Annotated in this window: 15 protein-coding genes; 11 read left to right on the top strand and 4 right to left on the bottom strand. The window is 44.7% G+C overall.

Translation table 11 applies throughout. The features are described 5' to 3' along the window. The first annotated feature begins 244 nt into the window (after window positions 1-244). The 7 genes from HB364_RS01370 to HB364_RS01340 all read left to right on the top strand — a co-directional run bounded on the left by HB364_RS01370 (window position 245) and on the right by HB364_RS01340 (window position 9,875). Window positions 245-1,924 (top strand): DUF1800 domain-containing protein, encoded by a 1,680-nt coding sequence (locus HB364_RS01370; RefSeq protein WP_167286107.1) that lies wholly within the window; start codon window positions 245-247, stop codon window positions 1,922-1,924. 19 nt (window positions 1,925-1,943) lie between these two features. Further along, complete coding sequence (locus HB364_RS01365; protein ID WP_167286106.1) at window positions 1,944-3,536, top strand: DUF1501 domain-containing protein; 1,593 nt, start codon at window positions 1,944-1,946, stop codon at window positions 3,534-3,536. Between the two features lie 171 nt (window positions 3,537-3,707). After that, on the top strand, window positions 3,708-4,352 hold the full coding sequence (locus HB364_RS01360) for a response regulator (RefSeq protein ID WP_167286105.1): 645 nt from the start codon (window positions 3,708-3,710) through the stop codon (window positions 4,350-4,352). A gap of 52 nt (window positions 4,353-4,404) precedes the next feature. After that, window positions 4,405-6,240, top strand: a complete 1,836-nt coding sequence (locus tag HB364_RS01355; RefSeq protein ID WP_167286104.1) for a tetratricopeptide repeat-containing sensor histidine kinase — start codon at window positions 4,405-4,407, stop codon at window positions 6,238-6,240. Between the two features lie 115 nt (window positions 6,241-6,355). Continuing rightward, window positions 6,356-6,694 carry a hypothetical protein gene (locus HB364_RS01350; protein ID WP_167286103.1) on the top strand — a complete coding sequence of 113 codons (339 nt, stop codon included), beginning with the start codon at window positions 6,356-6,358 and terminating at the stop codon, window positions 6,692-6,694. Window positions 6,695-6,788: 94 nt separating this feature from the next. After that, a complete protein-coding gene (locus HB364_RS01345; RefSeq protein ID WP_167286102.1) occupies window positions 6,789-9,227 on the top strand; it encodes a TonB-dependent receptor in 2,439 nt (812 codons plus the stop codon). 192 nt (window positions 9,228-9,419) lie between these two features. After that, complete coding sequence (locus HB364_RS01340) at window positions 9,420-9,875, top strand: DUF2721 domain-containing protein (protein ID WP_167286101.1); 456 nt, start codon at window positions 9,420-9,422, stop codon at window positions 9,873-9,875. Here HB364_RS01340 and HB364_RS01335 read toward each other — a convergent pair whose 3' ends face one another. The 4 genes from HB364_RS01335 to HB364_RS01320 form a co-directional block, all read right to left on the bottom strand. Further along, on the bottom strand, window positions 9,876-10,301 hold the full coding sequence (locus HB364_RS01335; protein ID WP_167286100.1) for a DUF983 domain-containing protein: 426 nt from the start codon (window positions 10,299-10,301) through the stop codon (window positions 9,876-9,878). It lies immediately after the preceding gene. Window positions 10,302-10,396: 95 nt separating this feature from the next. Continuing rightward, window positions 10,397-12,190, bottom strand: coding sequence for an ABC transporter ATP-binding protein (locus HB364_RS01330; protein ID WP_167286099.1), 1,794 nt, complete (start codon window positions 12,188-12,190; stop codon window positions 10,397-10,399). Window positions 12,191-12,301: 111 nt separating this feature from the next. Continuing rightward, complete coding sequence (locus HB364_RS01325) at window positions 12,302-13,456, bottom strand: DUF1972 domain-containing protein (RefSeq protein ID WP_167286098.1); 1,155 nt, start codon at window positions 13,454-13,456, stop codon at window positions 12,302-12,304. Then, window positions 13,453-14,535: a glycosyltransferase family 4 protein gene (locus HB364_RS01320; protein WP_167286097.1), complete on the bottom strand. Its 1,083-nt coding sequence runs from the start codon at window positions 14,533-14,535 to the stop codon at window positions 13,453-13,455. Before HB364_RS01320 ends, HB364_RS01325 begins: the two co-directional genes overlap by 4 nt. Before the next feature lie 277 nt (window positions 14,536-14,812). On the opposite strand from HB364_RS01320, the gene HB364_RS01315 reads away from it, so the two are divergent. The 4 genes from HB364_RS01315 to HB364_RS01300 are packed head-to-tail and all read left to right on the top strand — an operon-like array spanning window position 14,813 to window position 19,038. After that, window positions 14,813-15,907, top strand: coding sequence for a hypothetical protein (locus HB364_RS01315; protein WP_167286096.1), 1,095 nt, complete (start codon window positions 14,813-14,815; stop codon window positions 15,905-15,907). 42 nt (window positions 15,908-15,949) lie between these two features. After that, window positions 15,950-17,464: a murein biosynthesis integral membrane protein MurJ gene (murJ, locus tag HB364_RS01310; RefSeq protein ID WP_167286095.1), complete on the top strand. Its 1,515-nt coding sequence runs from the start codon at window positions 15,950-15,952 to the stop codon at window positions 17,462-17,464. A gap of 5 nt (window positions 17,465-17,469) precedes the next feature. Then, window positions 17,470-17,877 (top strand): cupin domain-containing protein, encoded by a 408-nt coding sequence (locus HB364_RS01305; protein WP_167286094.1) that lies wholly within the window; start codon window positions 17,470-17,472, stop codon window positions 17,875-17,877. A 51-nt stretch (window positions 17,878-17,928) separates the two neighbouring features. After that, window positions 17,929-19,038, top strand: coding sequence for a DegT/DnrJ/EryC1/StrS family aminotransferase (locus HB364_RS01300; protein ID WP_167286093.1), 1,110 nt, complete (start codon window positions 17,929-17,931; stop codon window positions 19,036-19,038). Window positions 19,039-19,046 lie beyond the last annotated feature (8 nt).

The raw sequence follows: 19,046 nt of genomic DNA, 5'->3' as shown, positions 1-19,046 counted from the left end.
AATAATGTAAATGCTATGTTTGGGTAAAGTACCTGGATATAGCATTTTTTTTATGTATTTAATTGCTGGATTCTGACTACTGGCTTCTGGATTCTTCATAGGGTTCTTACGAAAAAGGCGTGGAAATCTACCCGTTGGGGCCGTTTGTCATCATGTGGCAACATTTTTGTTTATACTATGGCGAAGAAAAGATCGTTTTCAGCAGAAGCTTTCCGCTAAAAGCGATCGCCCCAAAATCAAACCTATGGATAGACGAGCGTTCTTCCAGCTTAAAAGAAAGGCTGACATCCCTTCAGAGAAACCTTATGCAGGTTTACGACGCATTACTTCCGGTTTAGCTCCTTATGCAGGCCCCTGGACAACGGCTGAAGTAGCCCATCTTTTGAAGCGCACTATGTTTGGCGCTAAGAAAGGGGATATAGATTACTTCAGGTCTATGTCTGTATCACAGGCAGTAGATGCTTTGTTAACTATTTCGCCGGCGCCTGCTCCTCCTGTCAAGCATTATGACAATACCGGCATTGCCGGTGGTGATCCGGAATTATCTATAGCAGCCGGCGCTACCTGGGTGAATACGCCCACGGCCGATGAAGAAGCCAATGAAAAAAGAGTAGGCTCCTGGAAATTATGGTGGACTGGTCTATTGATCAACCAGGACCGCAGTATTACAGAAAAGCTGGTGTTGTTCTGGCACCACCACTTTGCCACGGAGTCCTTTATGTATAGAAATGGCATTGCCGCTTACCGGCATTATGGATTGCTGCACCAAATGGCATTGGGCAATTTTAAGCAACTGGTCAGGAACGTTACACTCGACCTGGCCATGCTGCGTTACCTCAATGGATTCCTGAATATAAAACAGGCCCCTGATGAGAACTATGCCCGCGAGTTGCAGGAGTTATTTACCCTCGGCAAAGAGAACAATCCTAATTATACCGAAGCTGATGTAATTGCGGCTGCACGGGTATTGACAGGCTGGACTATTGACCCGGCTACAGAGACGGTGATCTTTGATCCTTTGAAGCACGATACAGATAGTAAGGTATTTTCCTCTTTCTATGGCGGCGCTACAGTTACAGGACGCAGTGATGCTACTGCCGGCGATGCCGAGCTGGATGACCTGCTGACGATGATCTTTAATAAGAAGACAGAGGTGTCTGAGTTTATTGTACGTAAGATCTACCGCTGGTTCTGTTATTATATTATTGATGGGCCTACCGAAACAAATGTGATCAAACCACTGGCGCAGCTTTTCCGCGACGGTAACTGGGAGATCAAGCCGGTACTGGCTATTTTGTTTAAAAGCGAACATTTCTTTGATATCCTGAACCAGGGCTGTCTTATCAAAAGTCCCATTGACCTGACTATAGGGCTTTGCCGTGAGTTCAACGTACAGTTCCCTGCCACTGCCGATTATGTCAACGCGTATAATATGTGGGAGTTCGTACAGATACAGGCTGCTGCCATGCAACAGGATATCGGCGATCCGCCCAGCGTATCGGGTTGGCCGGCTTATTACCAGTTGCCCCAGTTGCATGAAATGTGGATCAACTCAGATACGTTACCCAAGCGCAATATATACAGTGATTATTTGATCACGACCGGTTATATGCGGGATAATATTATGTTGAAGATAGATCCGGTGGCTTTTGCCAAAACATTGCCCAATCCCGGAAACCCGAATGCACTGATCAATGATTCCCTAGCTATCCTATACAGGGTGCCTTCTTTATCAGAGGCTTCCAAGACGACCATTAAAAAACAGTTATTGCTTACCGGGCAGGAGCAGGATTATTACTGGACCGATGCGTGGACTGCCCATATAAATGCCCCTGGCGATATGACTGCTTTCCAGACGGTGAATATGCGCTTACAGAGCCTTTATAAATATTTCATGAACCTGGCAGAATACCAGTTATCCTGAGCACCTAAACCCAATAACTATGAAACGCAGAGATTTTGTCAAACAAAGCTTGCCGGCCGCCATTACGCTGCCCGCGTTGATCAATGGCTTTTCTGTGAAGGCACATACCGGCGCTTCTCCCCTGGTGCAGGCTTTATTAGGCGCTCCTCCCACAGATACGGACAAGGTATTGGTATTGATACAGCTCAATGGAGGTAATGATGGTTTGAATATGGTGATCCCCGTTGAGTTTTATTCCAATTATTATAATGCCCGGAAGAATATTGCTATCCCCCAGAATAAGATACTTACCCTGAATGGAACTGCCAAAACAGGTCTCCATCCGGGTATGACGGGTATGCAAACTTTGTATAATGAAGGGAAGTTGTCTATTGTACAATCAGTGGGTATTCCTTCGCCTAACTTTTCGCATTTCAGGGCCACCGATATCTGGATGAGTGCTTCTGATCCGGACGAGATTGTAAATACCGGCTGGGCCGGCCGTTACCTGGGTAATGAGTTTCCTAATTATCCCGTTGGCTACCCCAATGCGCAGGTGACTGATCCACTGGCCATACAGATTGGCGCCATACCTTCCCTGGCCTTACAGGGACCGGTGATGAATATGGCCATGAATATTTTTGATCCCATGAGCTTCTATCATTTCCTGGATGGCGTACAGGACGAGGTGCCAGATATGCCCTGGGGTAAGGAGCTGAAGTATATACGCCTGATTGCCGGCCAAACAGAGAAGTATTCTACGGTTATCAAAGCTGCGGCATCCAAAGTGACTTCACAGGGAACTTATCCCGGCGATAATTACCTGGCGCAGCAGTTAAAGATCGTTGCGCGGCTGGTAAAGGGTGGACTGAAGACCCGCATTTATATGGTGAGCACCGGTGGTTTTGACACTCACTCGGCACAGGTAAATTCACTGGATACTACTACGGGTTTACACAACAATCTCCTGTCGGGCGTGTCCAATGCCATTAAGTCTTTCATGGATGACCTGGAATCCATGGGCGTGGCCGACCGTGTGATCGGACTTACTTTCTCCGAGTTTGGGCGCCGGATCAAGTCCAATGGCAGTATGGGTACCGACCATGGCTCGGCGGCCCCTATGTTTGTGTTTGGTAAAAATGTGCGCCCGGGCATTGTAGGGAACAATCCCTATATTCCCAGCGGGGCGTCGGTCAATGATAATGTTCCTTTTCAATATGACTTCCGCAGTGTTTATGCTTCTATCCTGCAGCAGTGGTTTTGCGTGAATAGCACAGACCTGGAAACGATTATGCTGCGTAACTTTCAGCAATTACCCCTTGCGGTAAATGCAGCCTGTGGCACTACCGGCCTGGATGATATTATCCGCGGATCAGGCGAAGAACTTATTATTAATTATCCTAATCCTTTTGTGCAGACCACTTCTATTACATTCCGTACGAAGGGAGGCCACACGCTGGTGCAGGTAATGGATAGCCTGGGCCGGGTGGTGAAAACGCTGACGGATAAGGTGCATACGCCCGGCGCCTATACGCTACCTTTTGATAGTCATGGGTTGCCCACGGGTGTTTATTATGCCCGTTTGCAAAATGGGGCTATCCAACAGGTAAGATCTATGCTGAAAGTGCGGTAATCTAAGCTCAGGATGACAGCTTACTGCAGTTACCTGATTACGAAATCCGAAATTTAAAGCCCTTGAAAGGGCTTTTTTATTTTCATATAGTAAATAGTTTTAAATTGCTGATGATTGGGAATCCTTACAATTCGATAGCTTTACCAAAAAGCAAACCGATCGAAACCTACTATGCTGAAATTGTTTATTACTGACGACCACGAATTATACCTGGAAGGCCTGACATTGTTATTGAATAAGCAGGACGGGATCCGGGTGGTAGGGTCGGCATTAACGGGTGAAGGCCTGTTACAAAAGCTGCCCGAACTGGATATAGATGTTTTATTACTGGATGTGCATTTACCTGATATTGAAGAAGAAGAATTATTGAAGAAGATCCGGGCAGTAAAGCCGCAGCTTAAGATACTTTACCTTACTATTATGAGAGGCACCCGCTATATCCATAAGCTGGTGAAGTATGATATACAAGGTTACCTGCTGAAGAATTCCAGCATTGATGAATTAAAGAATGCCCTGCATACGATTGCCGCCGGGCAGAAGTATTTCAGTAAGGAAATTAATATCCTGGATACCGAGCAGGACTTCAGGCATACGATCACCATAGAAGATAAAAAGGTGGATGAAATACTCTCCAGGCGGGAAATAGAGATCCTCACCCTTATTTGTAAGGAGTATAGTAACTCGGAGATTGCCGAAAAGCTCTTCCTCAGTGTAAGCACCGTAGAAACCCACCGCAAAAACCTGATTGCCAAGCTGGGAGTGAATAATACGGTAGGATTGGTAAAGTTTGCCCTTAAAAATAAGCTGATAGAATAAAAACTACCCAAACACCGGAAATCATTATCTTGCTGTAGTAATCTGCTAATCAGTGAAATATTGGTGGCCCGTCCTTTTTTTGCTCCTTGTATCGAATGCTTCTTCCGCACAGGTTGATACTACTTACCTGAAGGCGGTCTATGACCGTTGTCTTGATTTTTCAGAAGATAAGACTGACTCCCTGCTGTATTATGCCAACTTCATTAAAACGGAGTCGGACAAGCTGCAATTTATTAAGGGCGATGTATTGTCGCTTCGTCTCAAAGGTATTTATGAAGAGATGAGTAATAATTTCCCCCGGGCCATTGAATATTACCTGCAAGCGCTGGATGCTTCGAGGAAGCTGACGGAGGCGGCGTATGAGAAAGCCGCCCTGAGTGATCTGGCCATTGTTTATGCCAATATTAAGGAACCAAAGAAAGCCAAAGAGTTTTACCTGCAAGCTGCTAAAATATCAAAAGGAGCAGGAGATGTGTATGACCTGGTGAATACTTATAACAACCTGGCAGTTATTTATACCCAGTTGAACCAGTACGATAGCGCCAGGATATTGTTGAGTGACGCGATACGTTATGGAAAACCTTATGAATCCAGGATTGATCTTTCCAGCACTTATAATAATATGGGCAACCTGTATCATAAGGAAAAGAAGTATGACCAGGCATTGACCTATTACCGCCGTAATTATGAACGCCACCTTGGCGGAGAAAGTGTTGATGATCTGTGGACAGATATGCTGAATATGGCAGATGCCTATAATGAGAAGAAACAATTTGATTCTGCTGCCAAGTACGGGCAGATGGCTATGAAGCTGGCGCAGGACCTGGGATCGAAGAGTAAGGAGTCTGATACCTGGAGCGTACTGGCCCGGCTGGCTGAATATAAAGGGGATTATCGTACTGCTTATGGTAACCTGAAGAAATGGTACCAACTGGATACGGCCATTATTAATGGCGATATGTATAAAACAATTGCGGAATTACAGGAGCGCTTTCATGCCAAAGAACGGGAAGTAGCCAATAAATTGCTGAAAGAAGAAGTAGAGAAAGAAACGCTGAAAACGAGGATCGTTACTTTGCTGGCGATTGCCCTGGCCCTGATAGGGATACTGATCGCGATTGCGTTTATTACCAAGCGGAATGCCAACCGCCGGTTAAAGCATATCAATGAATTGATTGTTCAGCAAAATGAAAAGCTGGCAGAGCTGAATTATGAAAAGAACTCTTTGATCAGCATCGTATCGCATGACCTGAGTACGCCTTTTACCACTATCCAGGTATGGGGGCATGTATTGCAGTCGGAGCCGGGCCAGTTGACGGCGGAGCAGCAAAAAGCATTGAGTAAGATTATACAGGCCAGCAATAATGGTGAAGAAATGATCCGGCGTATCCTGGATGTAGAGCGAAAGGATATTGCTGAACACCGGATGCAACTGGAGAATTTTGACCTTACCATTTTTGCAGAAGAGGTCATTGACAGCTTCAGGCCCATGGCTGCCAGGAAAGATATACACCTGCATGCGGAAATGCCCTACAAGAATCTTTTCCTCCTTAGCGATAAGCAATTGGTAACCCGTATTTGTGAAAACCTGCTATCCAATGCCATCAAGTATACCCCGCACGGGAAGAATGTATGGATCAGCATCAGCGATGAACAAGACGCAATCAGTATTAAGGTGCGTGATGAAGGGGTAGGTATTGAAAAGGACGACCTGCCCTATCTTTTCTCCAAGTACAGTAAGCTATCTTCCCGCCCTACGGATGGAGAATCTTCTACCGGACTGGGACTTTCTATTGTAAAACGTATTGTAGAGGAGATCAATGGTAAGATCTTCTGCGAAAGTGAACCCGGCAAAGGCTCCCTTTTTACCGTAGTACTGAAAAAATAGTCCCTGTCTAATACTTTGGGGCATAGCTGCTAAGCCCCCTGGTAACAAGCCATTAGCAAATTAGATGGAGGGTTTTATTGTATTTGTCTTAATTTGCAACACAGTAGCGATAAAGTTGGCTATTCACCATTCCATATTAAGACGTTCACTGTCGGGCATTTTACTGGTGCTTTTTGCATTCAGCATTACGCCTAAGAAAACCCTGCACGACTGGATCGTTAGCCACACAGATGGCGTTAGTACCACCAAATCGGATGCAGCGCAGGTTACCAAGGCAGGGTTTAACTGTAATCACCAAAACCTGGTGGCTGAATCGCCTTTCACAGCCGATAGCCAGTATATTGACCTTACCCTTTCCCGGGCGTATGCCATCCTGTCCGCTGCCCTTTCCAGCCGGGTATACGCTACTGATCTATTCTTCCATTCACTGCGGGGACCTCCTGCCATCAGTTAATATTGTTTACTTCCTCCAACCCCCGGTTGGCGGTATTTGCCATTTACCGGTAGGCCGGTATGTATGATTTCTATATTGACTGATAAAATAAATTATGAAACAGCTTTCTATTTATATACTGTTATTGATAACAGGCTGTCTGGGTGTTCAGGCACAGCCATCAGCACTGAATACAACACCTGCGGGCACTGTTACTGCTCCAAGCGTATCTTTCACCGGTAAGGTAACCGACGCAAAAACAGGAGAAACGCTTGCCGGTGCTTCTGTACTTTTCCCTGATCTTAAAGTAGGCAGTACCACTAACCAGCAAGGCATTTTCCGGCTGCAGAATATTCCGTCAGGGAAATACCTGGTGGAGGTAAGTTTTACCGGGTATGCATCTATTGTGGAGTATATAGAGTTGCGGGGCAATACGGAAAAGAATTTTTCACTTTCCCGGTCTTATGCAGAAAATGAGGCGGTAACAGTTACCGGTGTATCGGCTGCAACTTCGGTGAAAAGAACCCCTGTGCCGGTAAATATTTTGAAAAAAGAAGAACTGCTGCAAGGCACTTCCACGAACCTGATAGATGCTTTGAGTAAAACACCGGGCGTAACGCAGATATCAACAGGTCCTGCTATTTCAAAGCCTTCTATCCGTGGCCTGGGCTATAACAGGGTGGTAGTGGTGAATGACGGCATCAGGCAGGAAGGACAGCAATGGGGCGATGAGCACGGTATTGAAATTGATGAATATAATGTGACCAAAGCAGAAATACTGAAGGGACCTGCCTCCCTGATGTATGGCAGTGATGCACTGGCCGGGGTAGTGAATATTATTTCTATTTTACCCGCGGCGGAAGGAACGATTAAAGGAAATGTATTTGGGACATACCAGACCAATAACCGCCTGCGCGGTACACATTTTGATATTGGCGGCAATCACAATGGTTTTATATGGGGCGCTTACGGTTCCTATAAAGCTGCCGCAGATTATAAGAATAAGTATGATGGGTATGTATTCAACTCCAAGTTTAATGAGCGGGATTTTGGTGGTTATATCGGGTTGAATAAGCAGTGGGGCTTCAGCCATTTGTATATGAGCAATTTTGATCAAAAGGTGGGATTGGTGGAAGGCGACCGGGATGATGCTACCGGACAGTTTTTAAAGCTGGTGAATAACGGCGGTACTGAAGAAGAAGCCATTGCTGCCGGTAAAGATTTCACGTCTACAGATCCTTTTATTCCCCGGCAGCGGATACAGCATTTTAAGATAGTGAGTGATAACAGTTTTAATATAGGCAATGACCGGCTTACGGTATTGGCAGGTTATCAGCGCAACCAGCGGCAGGAGTTTGGGAATGTGCTGGACCCCGGCGAAAAGGAATTGTATTTTGACCTGAATACGGTAAATTATAATGTACAATATCATTTCGCAGAGAAGAATAGCTGGAAAACGACGATTGGTGTGAACGGCATGCAGCAAAGCAATAAGAATAAGGGCGCAGAGGCGCTGATACCGGAGTATTCCCTGTTTGATATCGGTGGTTTTGCGTATACGCAGAAGCGCATCAATAAGCTAACCTTGAGCGGCGGCATCCGTTTTGATAACCGCTCTGTTGACTCCAAAGAACTGGAAGATGGCGGTGATGTTAAATTCCAGGGATTTACGAAAGACTTCTCTAATGTGTCGGGCAGCGTGGGCCTGAGCTATGAAGCCAGCAAGGCCGTGACTTTTAAGCTCAATGTAGCCCGTGGGTTCCGGGCTCCCAGTATACCCGAACTGGCCAGCAATGGCGCTCATGAAGGGACCAACCGTTATGAGTATGGGGAGCAGGACCTGAAGTCTGAAACCAGCTTACAGGTAGATGGCGGCATAGAAGTGAATACGGAGCATGTATCGCTGGCCGCCAATGTTTTCTATAATGCCGTGAATAATTTTATTTATTACCGAAAGCTGCAGGCTGCTGCCGGCGGCGATTCTATACTGGTAGATGGGACAGATGAGTTTATGGCTTTCCGTTTTGACCAGCACAATGCCCGGCTGTATGGCGCAGAAGTGAACCTGGATATTCACCCGCATCCCCTGGACTGGCTGCATGTTGAGAATACTTTTTCTGTGGTGCGTGGTACGTTGAGCGAGGAACAGGACGGTAGTAAAAACCTGCCTTTTATTCCTGCTGCCAGGCTGATCAATGATGTAAAAGCCGTATTTGCCGATAAAGGAAAGGTGATCAGGCATGGGTATGTGAAAGTAGAACTGGATAATACTTTTGCCCAGAACAACCCGTTTACCGGTTATAATACAGAGACCAGGACACCGGGCTATAGCCTGTTAAATGCAGGCCTGGGCGGAGATGTGGTGAGTAAAGGGAAGACGTTATTCAGTTTGTACTTAGCGGCTAATAATATAGGTGATGTGGCTTATCAGAATCATTTGAGCCGGCTGAAGTATACGGCTGTAAACAATGTTACCGGCCGTACAGGGGTCTATAATATGGGCAGGAATTTCAGTATCAAGCTGAATGTACCCCTTTCTTTTACTAACCTATAGGCGGCGGGTACATAATAATTTTGCGCCAGGATCGTTATTAATGGGTATTACTAACCCGTTTTCATAGGATTGAGGGCCCTTCGCTGTTGCGGAGGGCTTTTTTTATTTAGTGCCTGTGAGCCTTTTAGGAAGGGCTTTTATTGACCTCCTGGTTTTGTTAACAAGATTGTATTTTAGTAGCAAATTATGGACATGGAGCTATCCATTACTACCCCTGCATTGTTGTTTCCGGCAATATCTCTGTTAATGCTGGCTTATACCAACCGGTTCCTGGCCCTGGCAAGCCTGATCCGCAATTTGCACGATAAGTATAAAAAGGACCCCAATCAGAAGCATATTATACAGCAGATCCGTAACCTGCGTACAAGGATCAGGCTTATACGTTCCATGCAAGCCCTGGGGGTATTAAGTTTTCTGTTCTGTGTAGTGTGTATGTACTGTATTTTCAGGAACTGGAACGATGCTAGCTATCTTATTTTTGCTATCAGTGTCGCTGCTTTCATGGCATCGCTGTTGTTCTCATTGCTTGAGATATCTCTCAGTACAAAAGCTTTGGAACTGGAATTGAGTGACCTGGAGAAAGAAACACGGGTTAATTTCTTTACCAATATCCTGGGCACAAAAGATAACAAGGACCAGGGTGAATGATTATTGTTTTATTTCCTCTAACTGGTTGCTTTTATAACCCGGATCGTACTTAACGAAAAAGTACAGGTAGATGACCCTGCTGAGGCGCATGAGCCAGGGCTGCAGGAAGATGAGCAGGAAAATATTGGTTCCCAGCCAAATAAAAAAGCGGTTGTCCCGGGTAGACATGCCAATAAGCACAAACCAGGCTACAAAGGTGGTAACCGATAAAGCCACCGAAAGCGCATAGCTGACATAAGCCGTACCATACCAGAATCCTGGTTCCAATTCAAAAGGTTGTTTACATTCCGGGCAGGTTTGGGGCATATCAAACACCTTTTTGAGCCTCCAGGGATTGTTGTTTTTAAACATAGGCCCCCTGCGGCAACGCGGGCATTTCATGGTGAGCATGCTCCAGAAATAGTTTGGCTTGGATGATTGAGACATGGCGGCAAAGATAAACCATTAAAAACAAGTACCGTGTATCAGGTCCGGCGCCTGTTTTTAATGGTTTTGCTGCTATGAAGCCTGGTAGTATAGTATTATGCGGCGAGGGTCTTTTTGCGTTCGCCAATCTGTTGACGCCACATGGCATAATAGAGCCCTTTTTCTTCAATGAGCTCTTCATGGGTGCCGGTCTCTACAATATCCCCTTTTTCCAATACATAGATGCGGTCGGCATGCATGATGGTGGAAAGGCGGTGGGCAATCAGCACAGTGATCTGGTTGCGCCGGGAAGACACGTGCTTGATGGTATTGGTAATTTCTTCTTCTGTAATAGAATCCAGTGATGAGGTAGCCTCATCGAAGATGAGCAAATGAGGATGGCGCAGCAGTGCCCTGGCTATCGATAGACGTTGTTTTTCGCCTCCTGATAGCTTTAACCCTCCTTCACCGATCATGGTATCCATGCCTTTTTCCGCACGGGCCAACAGGTTGGTGCAGGCTGCTTTTTGCAAGGCATCCAACAGGTCTTCATCGGAGGCTGCCGGATTTACAAACAACAGGTTTTCCTTGATGGTGCCGGAAAATAGCTGGGTATCCTGGGTTACAAAACCAATCTGGCTGCGGAGGTCATCGTATTTGATAGCTGTTTCATCTATTCCATTGTACAGGATCTTCCCTTCTTGCGGACGGTATAAGCCTACCAGCAATTTCATCAGGGTGGTTTTCCCTGAACCGGAGGGGCCTACGAAGGCGATGGTTTCCCCCGTTTTTACGGAGAAGTTGATGTTGTCAATGGCTTTTTGCTGGGCCGTTTGATGCTTGAAACCTACAAACTGGAATTCGAGGGTTTGAATATTACCCAGGTGTTTGGGTTCCAGGGGTTCAGCTTCGGGTGCTTTCTTCATCAGGTTCTCAAAGTTGTTGAGCGATACTTCTGCTTCCCGGTAGGAAAGGATGATATTGCCAATTTCCTGTAAGGGGCCGAAGATGAAGAAGGAAAAGATCTGCATGGTTACCAGTTCTCCACCATTCATCTCATGACGGTATACCAGCCACATCATAATAAAGAGAATAACCTGGCGCAGCGTATTTACGAAGGTGCCTTGTATAAAGGCCACACTGCGGATGCGTTTTACTTTTTTTACTTCCAGCCCTAATATTTTATAGGTGTTTTTATTAAGCCGGTTTACTTCCTGGTTGGTAAGACCAAGGCTTTTCACCAGTTCAATATTCCTGAGCGATTCAGTAGTGGCGCCTGCCAGTGAGGTGGTTTCTTTAACAATGCTTTTCTGGATTGTTTTTACCTTTTTGCTAAGCAGGTTGGATATGAACATGAGTATGCCGATACCGCCAAAATATACAAGTGGAAGAGACCAGTGTATCCTTGCCGCAAATACGGATACTACAACGATACCTACTATTACTGTAAACAGAATATTTACAAAATAGCCAATGAATTTTTCTGTGTCGCCCCTTACTTTGGTCAGCACAGATAATGTTTCACCGCTCCGTTGGTCCTCAAATTCCTGGTAGGGGAGGCGCATGGCTTGTTTCAATCCATCTGTAAAGACCTTAGCGCCAAACTTTTGGACTACTACCGTCATGAAGTAATCCTGGAAGTTCTTGGCAATGCGGCTCACCATGGCCACAGAGATGGAAGCCAGTAGCAGGGGTACTATTCCCCAGGGGCTGTCATTGAAGAGAAACTTGTGCCAGGTAAATGATTCTGTGCCATCTTTAGTCCTGTCATTGTAATAGGTGGCAAAATTGACAAGTTTACCAAAGATGATAGGATCTAGCAGGGAGAACCCTATGTTAATGGCTGCCAGGAATAAGACAAGGAATACCAGCCACTTATATGGCTTTAGATAATTTACTAATATTTTCATAGCTAATTAGAATAGTGGGAACTAGGAATTAAACCGGAAAAGGTTAAGAATGTTCAAATTCCATACAATTTCGGTAAAAATGGCAAGATGGCAGAGCGGGTAGCCCTGAAATCAACCGGGATGTTTGGTGGGTTGTAGTACAGAAGTGACAGGAAGGGGTAGTTTCTTTTCCTGGTAGCAACGTATAAAGAATGATTCATAGGCGTCTATGATCTTATTCCAATTGTACAATTGCTCTATTTTCAAGCTATTGGCGAATGTAATACCCTGCGTGCCGGCATTTTTTGACAGGGTGTCTGCATACTGCTGCACTTCAGCGGCTGTATTAAAATAATAACCGTTTTCTTCCAATACAGCCCTGTTGAATACATTGTCCTGTGCTATAATGAGGGCCTGGCTGCCCATGGCTTCCAGCAGGGAGGGGTTGGTGCCACCTACTGAATGTCCATGAAAATAGAGATTGGAGTAATAGATGAGGTTGTTGATGTGTTGCTGATTGAAGATGGCCCCTGTAAAGCGGATCCTTTTATCATGGGCAAACTTATTGGTCAGGTAACGGCCAAATTTATTATCGGTGTTACCGACTACCATGAAATCGAGTGGAGACTTTGAAGTATGGTAGCCATCCAGGATCATTTCTATGTTGTTCTCCGGTTCCATGCGGGCCATCAGCATATTATAGCTCTGGCTATGGAGGCCATAACCGGAAGGAACGGCTGGATCGGGTTGATTGAAGACTGTTGCCCCGTAAGCAATGTATACAGGATGTACCTGGTATTTCTCCTGCAGGTAAGTTTGTATATAGGTAGAATCGGCTACAAAGAAATCACTGTGCTTTATGGCCAGCTTTTCGGCATATCTCAAAAACCGTTGTACGGAAGGTGAGTATTTGGAGCGTTTCCATTCCAGGCCATCCATATTGGAAATAATGGTAGTGCCGGCGGGAAAGAAGGGTCCCCATATTGAACTGCTGGTATAACCGAGAAATAGCAATATGTCATAATCCCGTTTCCGCGCATCGCGGATACAATTGAGATCATATAAAAACTGGCCTGCGGTGCCTAACAGGTATTCGGGATCGTAACAGTGTACAATGTGCACGCCATTCCAGCATGCTTGCTGGTTGGGGTGGTTATGTGAGCAATAAACATATACTTCATATCCTTTCCTGGCAAGTCCTTGGGAGAGGTGTTCTGCAAAATATTCAAATCCTCCATAGTTATTGGGGATGCCACGGGTTCCTAATATGCCAATGCGCAGTTTCATGCTTTTTGCAGTACTTGTTTGTAGGCTGCGAGGGTTTTTTCCGCCGCTTTTTGCCAGGTGTAATGGTGGATGATTTTGTGTCTGAGCTGTCCGGAAACAGGTGCCCGGGCGGCTTTCTCTATGGCCTGCCGTATAGATTCGGGTGAAGCAGGATCGCAATAGAAAGCGTAATCTTCAAAGTATTCCCTGGTGTATCCTTTTTCGGTGATGACAAGGTTACATCCCATAGCGCCGGCTTCCAGGGAGGCGAGGCCACAGGTTTCAAACCAACTGGGCAACACGTGCACTTTGGCCTGTTGGTACCAGGGGATGAGCTCTTCCTGGGGTAGGTGGTCAATGAAAGTAATGTTGGGGCCAGCTATTGCGCGGCAGGCCTGGTAATAGGAAAGCTGATTGGGAGCCGGTGCTCCGATCAATACCAGTTTATAAGGAGTATGATTTAACGCTTTTATAAGGTTAAGCTGGTTTTTAATGCCTTCAATGCGGGCTACACATAATACCAGGAGAGGATCTTTGGCAATACGGCTATTGGGAGTAAAGAAGTTGTCACCGACGCCATTAGGGATAATTGCATAGTTGGCAGAGATATTGTAAAGCTGTACTAACTGTTGCTGTTCCAGGCTGGAATTAGGTAGCAGGAGGGTGCATTTTTTCAGGATTTTTTCTATACTCCGCTGTTGCCCTTTCCATAGGTAAATAGCTGATAAAGCGGGTTCTGTACCTTTTATCCACCTGGCTACAGCTTTTAGGTATTCGATGGCGCCGGCCGGAAGCAGCCGGAAAAGCATGCCGGCAAGCCCTTGCCGGTAATGTTTATCATAATTGCTGTAGTCAATTAAAACCGGCGAAACCACATAAGGAACGGAAGTTCTGATGCTATGATGCAAAATATCTGATGGTCGTGTAATGTTAAAAAAATGCAACAGGTTGTATTGGTTATAGTCGATAGGTTCATGGGTTAGTTTAATATCCACCAGGGTACCAAATTGTTTGAGACAACCTGCGGTTTGAATCACCTGGAAGGTGTCACCGCCTTTAACGGTAAACAGCGTTGATCGAACAATAAAGGCTACTTTCATAACGGACCCTCCTATTGTTATTCGTACCTGGCTTTCCTTGGGTTGCTTTTGGGTCGGTGAATTTTTGAAAAGACAAAGGTTTTCAGTGTGCTATGCAGGTATTTTGCAAGGATTGCTATTGACAATAAACTGGTTGGGTTTGATTTGTTTGGTATATTTTTGCGCAGGTAGTGTTAATGAAGTATATATGTTGTTTTTGGGATATGTGTTTACGGTAAATGCTCTTAACTAATACCTGGTCAAAATTTAATCTTCATCCATTCGTTAAAGCGGATATATGGAAAATCAGGAAAAAAAGAACGTTCCGGGCGGACATAGTGATGTGGACCTCGGCATGATTCTTAGCCTTATCGGTAAGGGATTTGATAAAATGGGCCGTTTAATAAGACAGTTTTTTGTGGGGGTGACTAATGGAATTCTTTTTGCGCTCATTTTTCTGAAGAAAAGAATATGGTGGATCATAGGAGCGATATTGCTGGGTTATGGATGGGGTACTTACCAGAGTCATGAGAGCGGTGTAAAATACCGTTCAACCATGACTGCCCGGTTCAATTTCGGGAGTACTAAAGCGCTATATAATACAACCACCTACTTAAATAATTTAATTAGTCAAGGCAGGCGTGATGAGTTGAGTAAACTGCTTTCTATTTCCGGTGCAGAGGCTGCTACCTTAAGAGCATTTGAGGTAGAGCCGGTAAATGATGAAAAACAAATCAGCGAATTATATAAACAACAATTCTTTGATTATAACCGGGCCAATCTATACCTCCGGACTGATACCTTCTGGACAAGGGTGCTACCCTATAAGGATTATAAAAACAGTCTCACCCCATATGATTTTCCCCTGCAGGAAATCACAGTAATGAGTACCATGCCTGACGTGTTCCCCAGGGTACAGCAAGGCATTATTAATGCGGTTGTCAGTAATGGAGATCTGCAGAAAGATCTGGAGATACAACGCAGGACGCAGGAAGATGAAGAGAACATTATTATTAGTTCCCTTAAGGGATTGGATACACTGCGGGCAGTGTACAATGAAAGATTACGGAAGCAAGGTGCTATACAAGCACCTAGTTCCAGTATTAGTTTGCAGGACAAGGCAGTATTGCAGCCAATTCCGGAGATCCAATTGTATGATAAGGTGATGCAATTAAAAGACGAGCTTAAGTTGGTAAGAGAGCATAAAATTAATAACCGCGATCTTGTACAGGTTTATGTAGCTTTCAGTCAGGTAGGCCAAAGATCAGATATATTGGAACAGGGAGGCATTACGTATGCTTTGCTGGCAGTGACACTATTATTCCTGGTGTTTCTCGCTTTTGAATTATACCGTGTAATTAGTTATTATGAGAAAAAGCAGAAAACGGACTAATGTCCTATGTCCATTACTATATCTATCAATTAACAGATAAGAATGTTTAAGTCCACTATTCAGGTTACGCTCTTTTCTGTTTTAGGGATCATTATTAGCTTTATTACGCAGCTTTTACTGGCTTATTATTTTGGTACTACACAAGATAGGGATGCTTATTTCGCAGCCCTGACTATTCCTGCCTATATCACTACTTTATTTGTTGGTTCTATTGGTATGATGTTTCTGCCTTACCTGGTGAAATACCAAACTGAGAATCATTCCGGCTCTATCGTAAAGTTTGCGACCGCCGTAATTAATGGTTGCTTTTTAGCGCTTTTAGCGATCGTGCTGGTTGGTTATCTCATGAGTCAGCCGGTCATGGAACTCATGCTGCCTTTCTCAAAGAGTGCTATTTTGCCAACAGCCATATACTTGTTTCGTATTCAGTTAGTCAGCATTGTTTTTACCGTTTTAAGCACCTTGCTGGCCGCTGTATTCCAGGCAAAACATTCTTTTTTAGCTCCGGCCGTGTTTCCGATTATAAGCAGTTTTACTACCTTATTGTTTGTTGGTTTGCTGAGCCCTGCATGGGGGATCAGCAGTATTGCTTATGGCACTTTGTTGGGGGCATTCCTGTCCTTTTTATTTATGTTGATACTTGTGTTGAAGCGATTTCAATACAAATGGACTTTCTCTCTCCGGCAGCCGGGTTTAAACTCCCTGTTGCTTGCTTCATTGCCCTTATTTGGAGCAGGGGTGATTTTTCGTTCTTATACCGTTTTCGAGCGCTTTTTTGCTGCCCGGTTGCCCGATGGCAGTTTGTCGTATTTGGGTAGTGGTAATCAGATTGTTGTAATACTAAGCACTATTGTTTCCAGCGGCATTGCAACGACAAGTTTCCCATTGTTGTCTAAGTATTGGTCAAACAACGATTTAGACGCTTTAGAAAAGGGTTTTACAAAAGTGGTTAACTTAATAGTATTGATCATCTTTCCAATGATCGTCGTTTTCGCTGTTTGTGGCATTGATATGATCAGCATCTTGTTTGAGCATGGCGCTTTTACTGAAAAAGATACATTGGCACTTTATTATACTTTGTTGGGATTAATGGGGTTTTTCTTATTCAGCAGTGTTGGCAACGTAGCGGCCCGCATGTTATACATGTCACAGAATACCTGGACAGCAGCTATTATTGGTACAATGGAATTACTTGTCTATATCGCAAGCGCCTTTGTGTTAGGCAGGTTATATCAATTTGTGGGATTGGCCATAAGTCTATCCATCGGAGCCGCTTTTAACATTATTTTATCTTTCATTTTTATTAAAAGACGGGTGATTAATAAGTTGGACTTCCGGGCGCTGATTACCCGGTTCGGGGCCATTTGTATTGTAGCTGCTTTTGTATTTTTGCTGACGTTTTTGGTGTACAGGCATTTATTGACGCATGCTGGTAGTTTGGCCAGAAGTATAATAACGGTAATATCAGTGGTGCTTTTGTATTGGTTTTTCCTGGCTAAAATGACTAAGGATCCCAGTTATGAGGCGCTTGTTAAACAAATAAAGCGGAAAAAATAAGTATTATGGTTGAAGTCATAAAAGACAATAATGGAATTGTTTTGTGTCACATTATCAGGGCACAATACAGTCCCTCAAAAACAGAGTTTTTCACGCCGGATAATTATTCCCAACAACTTGGTATTATTAAATACCCGGAAGGAGGCAATATTAAACCTCATTTTCATAATAAGGTGGCACGGGAAGTATTTTATACGCAGGAAGTACTGGTGATCCGGAAAGGAAAAGTACGGGTGAATTTGTTTAATAACCAGAGCCTGGACTTTCTGACGGCTGTGGTTTTACAGACAGGCGATACTATTTTGCTGGCAAGCGGAGGACATGGTTTTGAAATGCTGGAGGATACCGAAATGCTGGAAATAAAGCAAGGGCCCTACAACGGGGTCCAAAATGACAAAACTCATATCGGATAAAGGCTTTCTGTTAAGCCTTAAAAGCTTTCGGGAAGATTAATAAATGCAAGCATGATATTAGTAAATGAGCCACTCTTAGACGGCAACGAGAAGAAATACCTGAATGAATGTATCGATACCGGATGGATATCCTCAGAAGGGCCATTTATAAAAGCTTTTGAAGAGAAAATGGCTGCTGCAGTGGGCAGAAAGTTTGGCATAGCTGTAAGTAATGGTTCTGTAGCATTGGATGCTGCTGTGCTGGCCCTGGGTTTATCGAAAGGCGATGAAGTGATCATGCCTTCCTTTACCATTATTTCCTGTGCTGCTGCAGTTGTGAGAGCAGGGGCTACGCCTGTTTTAGTAGACTCGGACCCTGTGACCTGGAATATGGATATTAACCAGGTAGCTGAGAAAATTACCGCCAGGACCAAAGCCATTATGGTGGTACATATTTATGGTCTGCCGGTAGACATGGACCCTGTTATTGAACTGGCGCAAAAACATGGATTGAAGATTATTGAAGATGCTGCCGAGATGCATGGGCAAACGTATAAAGGGCGCCCGGCGGGTTCATTTGGTGACATCAGCACGTTTAGTTTTTATCCCAATAAGCATATTACTACCGGTGAAGGCGGTATGATTATGACAGATGATGAGAGCCTGGCCAACAAGTGCCGCTCCCTGCGCAACCTGTGCTTCCTTCCCGAAAAGAGGTTTTATCATGAGGAGTTGGGTTTTAATTTCCGGATGACCAATATGCAGGCAGCGCTTGGTCTTGCCCAATTGGAGCGCCTGGAAGAATTTGTTGCCAAAAAGAGACGGATGGGACAACAATATACCTCTTTGTTAAAGGACGTTCCTTCCATTCAGCTTCCGCTGGAAAAAACTACTTATGCTGATAATATTTATTGGGTATTTGGCATTGTCCTGAATGATGAAGTACCCTTTGATGCCTTTGAAGCGATGAAGAAGCTGGGTGCCGAAAAGATAGGTAGCAGGCCTTTTTTCTGGCCCATGCATGAACAGCCTGTTTTCCATAAACTGGGATTGTTTGTTAATGAGCAATATCCTGTCGCTGAGCGCATGGCCAGAAGAGGGTTTTATGTACCCAGTGGCCTGGCTTTAAAGCCTGAGCAAATAGTTACAGTAAGTGAAGCGGTTAAAAAGATTTTATCTTAAATAAAGCA

The sequence above is a fragment of the Paraflavitalea devenefica genome, from assembly GCF_011759375.1.
GTDB classification, from domain to species: Bacteria; Bacteroidota; Bacteroidia; order Chitinophagales; family Chitinophagaceae; genus Paraflavitalea; species Paraflavitalea devenefica.
The sequence above is the reverse complement of the archived record's forward strand: the minus strand, read 5'-3'. Positions and strand labels throughout refer to the sequence as shown.

Bases quoted from the DNA above. Each gene is read 5' to 3' on its own strand.
- HB364_RS01370 (WP_167286107.1), top strand. From the start codon at position 245: ATGGATAGACGAGCGTTCTTCCAGCTTAAAAGAAAGGCTGACATCCCT.
- HB364_RS01365 (WP_167286106.1), top strand. From the start codon at position 1,944: ATGAAACGCAGAGATTTTGTCAAACAAAGCTTGCCGGCCGCCATTACG.
- HB364_RS01360 (WP_167286105.1), top strand. From the start codon at position 3,708: ATGCTGAAATTGTTTATTACTGACGACCACGAATTATACCTGGAAGGC.
- HB364_RS01345 (WP_167286102.1), top strand. From the start codon at position 6,789: ATGAAACAGCTTTCTATTTATATACTGTTATTGATAACAGGCTGTCTG.
- HB364_RS01340 (WP_167286101.1), top strand. From the start codon at position 9,420: ATGGAGCTATCCATTACTACCCCTGCATTGTTGTTTCCGGCAATATCT.
- HB364_RS01335 (WP_167286100.1), bottom strand. From the start codon at position 10,301: ATGTCTCAATCATCCAAGCCAAACTATTTCTGGAGCATGCTCACCATG.
- HB364_RS01330 (WP_167286099.1), bottom strand. From the start codon at position 12,190: ATGAAAATATTAGTAAATTATCTAAAGCCATATAAGTGGCTGGTATTC.
- HB364_RS01325 (WP_167286098.1), bottom strand. From the start codon at position 13,456: ATGAAACTGCGCATTGGCATATTAGGAACCCGTGGCATCCCCAATAAC.
- HB364_RS01320 (WP_167286097.1), bottom strand. From the start codon at position 14,535: ATGAAAGTAGCCTTTATTGTTCGATCAACGCTGTTTACCGTTAAAGGC.
- HB364_RS01315 (WP_167286096.1), top strand. From the start codon at position 14,813: ATGGAAAATCAGGAAAAAAAGAACGTTCCGGGCGGACATAGTGATGTG.
- murJ (WP_167286095.1), top strand. From the start codon at position 15,950: ATGTTTAAGTCCACTATTCAGGTTACGCTCTTTTCTGTTTTAGGGATC.
- HB364_RS01305 (WP_167286094.1), top strand. From the start codon at position 17,470: ATGGTTGAAGTCATAAAAGACAATAATGGAATTGTTTTGTGTCACATT.
- HB364_RS01300 (WP_167286093.1), top strand. From the start codon at position 17,929: ATGATATTAGTAAATGAGCCACTCTTAGACGGCAACGAGAAGAAATAC.